Origin of the sequence: Gilliamella sp. Fer4-1, assembly GCF_001690515.1 — a bacterium.
Lineage (GTDB): Bacteria > Pseudomonadota > Gammaproteobacteria > Enterobacterales > Orbaceae > Gilliamella > Gilliamella apicola_C.
The window spans coordinates 1-3,987 of sequence record NZ_LZGZ01000132.1; the positions used below are offsets into that span (position 1 = coordinate 1).

Annotated in this window: 5 protein-coding genes; all 5 read left to right on the plus strand. The window is 34.7% G+C overall.

Features of this window, described 5'->3' with window-relative positions; translation table 11 throughout:
• On the plus strand, positions 1 to 347 hold a 347-nt coding region (locus A9G30_RS04585; protein ID WP_141671991.1), incomplete at its 5' end, for a phosphatase PAP2 family protein.
• Between the two features lie 117 nt (positions 348 to 464).
• Entirely contained in the window at positions 465 to 770 is a 306-nt protein-coding gene (locus A9G30_RS04590; protein WP_065568144.1) for a LapA family protein, read from the plus strand.
• A gap of 12 nt (positions 771 to 782) precedes the next feature.
• Complete coding sequence (gene lapB, locus A9G30_RS04595; protein WP_065583427.1) at positions 783 to 1,961, plus strand: lipopolysaccharide assembly protein LapB; 1,179 nt, start codon at positions 783 to 785, stop codon at positions 1,959 to 1,961.
• A gap of 12 nt (positions 1,962 to 1,973) precedes the next feature.
• Positions 1,974 to 2,759, plus strand: coding sequence for a YchF/TatD family DNA exonuclease (locus tag A9G30_RS04600; protein WP_065583428.1), 786 nt, complete (start codon positions 1,974 to 1,976; stop codon positions 2,757 to 2,759).
• On the plus strand, positions 2,749 to 3,861 hold the full coding sequence (locus A9G30_RS04605; protein WP_065588197.1) for a ribosomal protein uL16 3-hydroxylase: 1,113 nt from the start codon (positions 2,749 to 2,751) through the stop codon (positions 3,859 to 3,861). Before A9G30_RS04600 ends, A9G30_RS04605 begins: the two co-directional genes overlap by 11 nt.
• Positions 3,862 to 3,987 lie beyond the last annotated feature (126 nt).

Genomic DNA, 3,987 nt, shown 5'->3' on the forward strand with positions numbered 1-3,987 from the left:
AAACGACATCAGAAAAAAAAGAGTTTATCCAGCAATTATTTAAAAATTCATCTACAATCCCAAGTTGGTTATCTTACCACTGGCAAAATGAAACTAGTTTTTCATTTCCGTCTGGGCATACTTTATTTGCTGTAACTTGGGCTTTTTTAGCTTTGCTATTACTGAAATTCAAACAGCATTATGTGATAACATCGGTTATGATTATTTGGTCGATATTAATTGAAATCAGCCGATTATTATTAGGAATGCACAGCCCTATTGATATAATAGCAAGCGTATTAATTGCATGGATAATTTCATTAATCTGCTGTTTTTGTAATAGAAAATGGCATATAGTAGAAAGGTAATTTTCGAACGTCACTATAGTTGATAGATAGATTAACTGGCCAAAGCAATTTGTATAAATAAACAGGTATAATAAACAAAAACGTTTTAACTAAAAATAAAAAAGAAAGGTCAACATTATGAAATTTGTTATCTCAATTTTATTAATAATTATCATCTTTGCTATCTCAATTGCGATAGGCTCGTCCAATGATCAAATTGTCACATTTAATTATTTGGTTGCTAAAACTGAAATCCGCTTATCGGTGTTATTAGCCATTTTATTTGGTTCTGGTTTCCTTGTTGGTTGGATCTTAACTGGTATTTTCTTTATAAAATCTAAATTACAGCATTCATCAACAAAACGAAAATTGAACAAGCTACAAAAAAAATATGATGAAAGCATGGCTAATCATCAACAATTAAACTTAACTAAAAACCATTAAGAACAGATTACTATGTTTGAACTGTTATTTCTGTTACTTCCTATTGCGGCTGGATACGGTTGGTATATGGGTGACAGAAATGCTAAACAAAAACATCTAAACCAATCTAATCGCCTATCCCGTGAATATGTAGATGGGTTGAACTTTCTTTTGTCTAACCAAAAAGATAGAGCCGTCGATCTTTTCTTGGACATGTTAAAAGAAGACGAAGGCACGCTTGAAGCTCATTTAACGTTAGGTAACTTATTTCGCTCACGAGGAGAAGTTGACAGAGCAATACGAATTCACCAAGCGCTATTAGAAAGCTCGTCTTTAACGTTTGAACAACGACTATTAGCCATTCAACAGCTTGGTCGTGATTATATGGTTGCAGGCCTTTACGATCGTGCTGAAGAGATGTTTTTGCAATTAATTGATGAAGAGGATTTCCAACAATACGCATTGCAACAACTTATCATCATCTATCAATCAACCAGCGAATGGATAAATGCCATTAACATGGCGTCAAAACTGGTCAAACTTGGTAATGAAAAATATAAAACCGACATTGCACAATTTTACTGCGAATTAGCATCACTGGCTATTGCTAATGATGAGCTTGACAAAGCAAATAGTTTATTACAAAAATCAGCAACCGCTGACACAAAATGCGCTCGAACTTCGCTCATGCAAGGACGAATTTTTATGATCCAAAATAAAACAGAGCAAGCTATCAACTGTTTTCAACAAATATTACAGCAAGATAAAGCCTTTATTGGCGAAGCGTTACCTTTATTAAAAGAGTGCTATTTAAAATTAAATAACCAACATGAATTTCAGCAATTTTTACAATTATGTGTCGATCAAGACTCTGGCAATGTAGCTGAATTAATGCTTGCCGATCTTATTGAAAAACAAAAAGGTCTAGATGCTGCACAATACTATATGTACCGTGAATTACTTAAACATCCTAATTTAAAAGGATTTTATCGATTAATGGACTATCATGTTGCTGATGCGGAACAAGGCAAAGCAAAACAAAGTCTTTTACTTTTACGCAACATGGTGGGAGAACAAATAAAAGCAGTGCCTAACTATCGATGCCAAAAGTGTGGATTTACAGTTAATTCCATTTATTGGTTATGCCCAGCTTGCCGTTCTTGGTCCACAATAAAACCCGTTCGTGATTTTGAACAACTTTCTGATAAATAAAAAGAGATCTTTATGTTTTTAATTGATTCCCACTGTCATTTGGATAGCTTGGATTTTAGTACTAAATCTATCGAAGATATTTTACAAGAAGCAAACAATAACGATGTTAAGCACTGCTTAAGCGTGGCAACAACATTATCGGGCTATGAATCGATGAAAAAGCAACTTTTGCCCTACAAAAATCAATGCTCGTTTTCATGTGGAATTCATCCGCTTAACCTTGATGATGAAACGTACGATGCGGAAAGATTTGAAATCTTAGCACAAGAAGACAACGTTGTAGCACTTGGAGAAACAGGACTCGATTACTATTACCAACAAGACAATCTAGAATTACAACAAACTATATTTAAAGAACATATTCGACTAGGTCGAAAGTTCAGCAAACCAATTATTGTTCATACCCGTAATGCTAAACAAGACACTTTAAAAATATTAAAAGACGAGCATGTCTATTCAGGTGTACTACACTGCTTCACAGAAGACATCGAAACCGCAAAACAACTATTAGACATTGGTTTTTATATTTCATTTTCAGGGATTATCACCTTTAAAAATGCCGAAGCTCTGCGAGAAGTTGCTAAATATGTGCCACTTGATCGTATTTTGGTCGAAACTGACTCTCCTTATCTTGCCCCTGTTCCATACCGAGGAAAAGAGAATCAACCCGCTTATGTTCGTGAAGTTGCACAATATTTATCTGTGTTAAAAGGTGTTTCATTGGAACAGATCGCACAAAAAACCACGTATAATTTTTGTCAATTATTCAATCTGCAAGGAAAATTAAATGAATTATAAATTAGCCATTGATTGGGATGATTTTTTAACAAACTATTGGCAAAAAAAGCCTGTAATCTTGCGTAAAGCGTTTGCTAATTTTATTGATCCTATTACGCCTGATGAACTAGCAGGTCTAGCAATGGAAGAAGAGATAGATAGCCGTATCGTATCGAATAAAAATGGTATCTGGGACGCGCAATTTGGGCCATTTACCCAATATGATGACTTAGGTGAAGATCATTGGAGCTTGCTAGTTCAAGCCGTTGATCATTGGCATACGCAAGCAGCGCGCTTAATTGAACCATTTAAATGCCTTCCACAATGGCAATTTGATGACTTAATGATTTCTTATGCAACACAAGGCGCTGGCGTTGGGCCACACATTGATAATTATGATGTCTTTATTATCCAAGGTATGGGGCGTAGACGTTGGCAAGTAGGTGATCGCAATCAAAATTATAAGCAATATAGTGCACACAAAGCATTATTACATGTTGAAGACTATCAACCAATCATTGACGAAGAGATCACCGCTGGTGATATTTTATACATCCCCCTAGGTTGTCCACATAATGGCGTATCAATTGGTGAATCATTAAGTTATTCTGTCGGTTTTATAACGCAAACATCGCAAACATTGCTAAGTAACTTTGCCGATTATATCATTGATAACTTACCAACAGCTATTTATTATCAAGATAAGGATTTGAAGCTACCTAACGATCCGTACCAAGTCCAACCTTATGAACTTGCAAAAATACAAGATCAACTCATCGACTTAATCAAAACACCCAAATTATTCAACGACTGGTTTGGCAAGCATATTACAATACCTATGCACGATTTAAATATTATCCCAGTTGAAACGCCATACGATTATTATGAATTTGAATCACTACTAAAAAATGGCGCACAGTTACATCGGGTTCCCAGTATTCGTATACTTAAAGTGGGTGATTTTGGCTACATTCATGGTGAAAAAATTGATTTACCTATGCCAATTATTGATCTGCTTTGTAAAACAGACACACTATGTTACCAACAGATACAAGACAAAAATACACTGCAAGTAATGCTTGATTTTGTCAACAAAGGCTATTGGTATTTTACTGAAGAATAACATAACTTATCCACCGATAATAAAATAGGTGGATAAAAATACAATTTAAAAGCTTTAAACTTGGCTTTTTATAAGTTTTAAGTATATACTTGCCCCGCTATAATTTACCTGCCGTTTAATCACAAA

Coding starts and splice junctions, on each gene's coding strand:
- A9G30_RS04590 (WP_065568144.1), top strand. CDS start 465: ATGAAATTTGTTATCTCAATTTTATTAATAATTATCATCTTTGCTATC.
- lapB (WP_065583427.1), top strand. CDS start 783: ATGTTTGAACTGTTATTTCTGTTACTTCCTATTGCGGCTGGATACGGT.
- A9G30_RS04600 (WP_065583428.1), top strand. CDS start 1,974: ATGTTTTTAATTGATTCCCACTGTCATTTGGATAGCTTGGATTTTAGT.
- A9G30_RS04605 (WP_065588197.1), top strand. CDS start 2,749: ATGAATTATAAATTAGCCATTGATTGGGATGATTTTTTAACAAACTAT.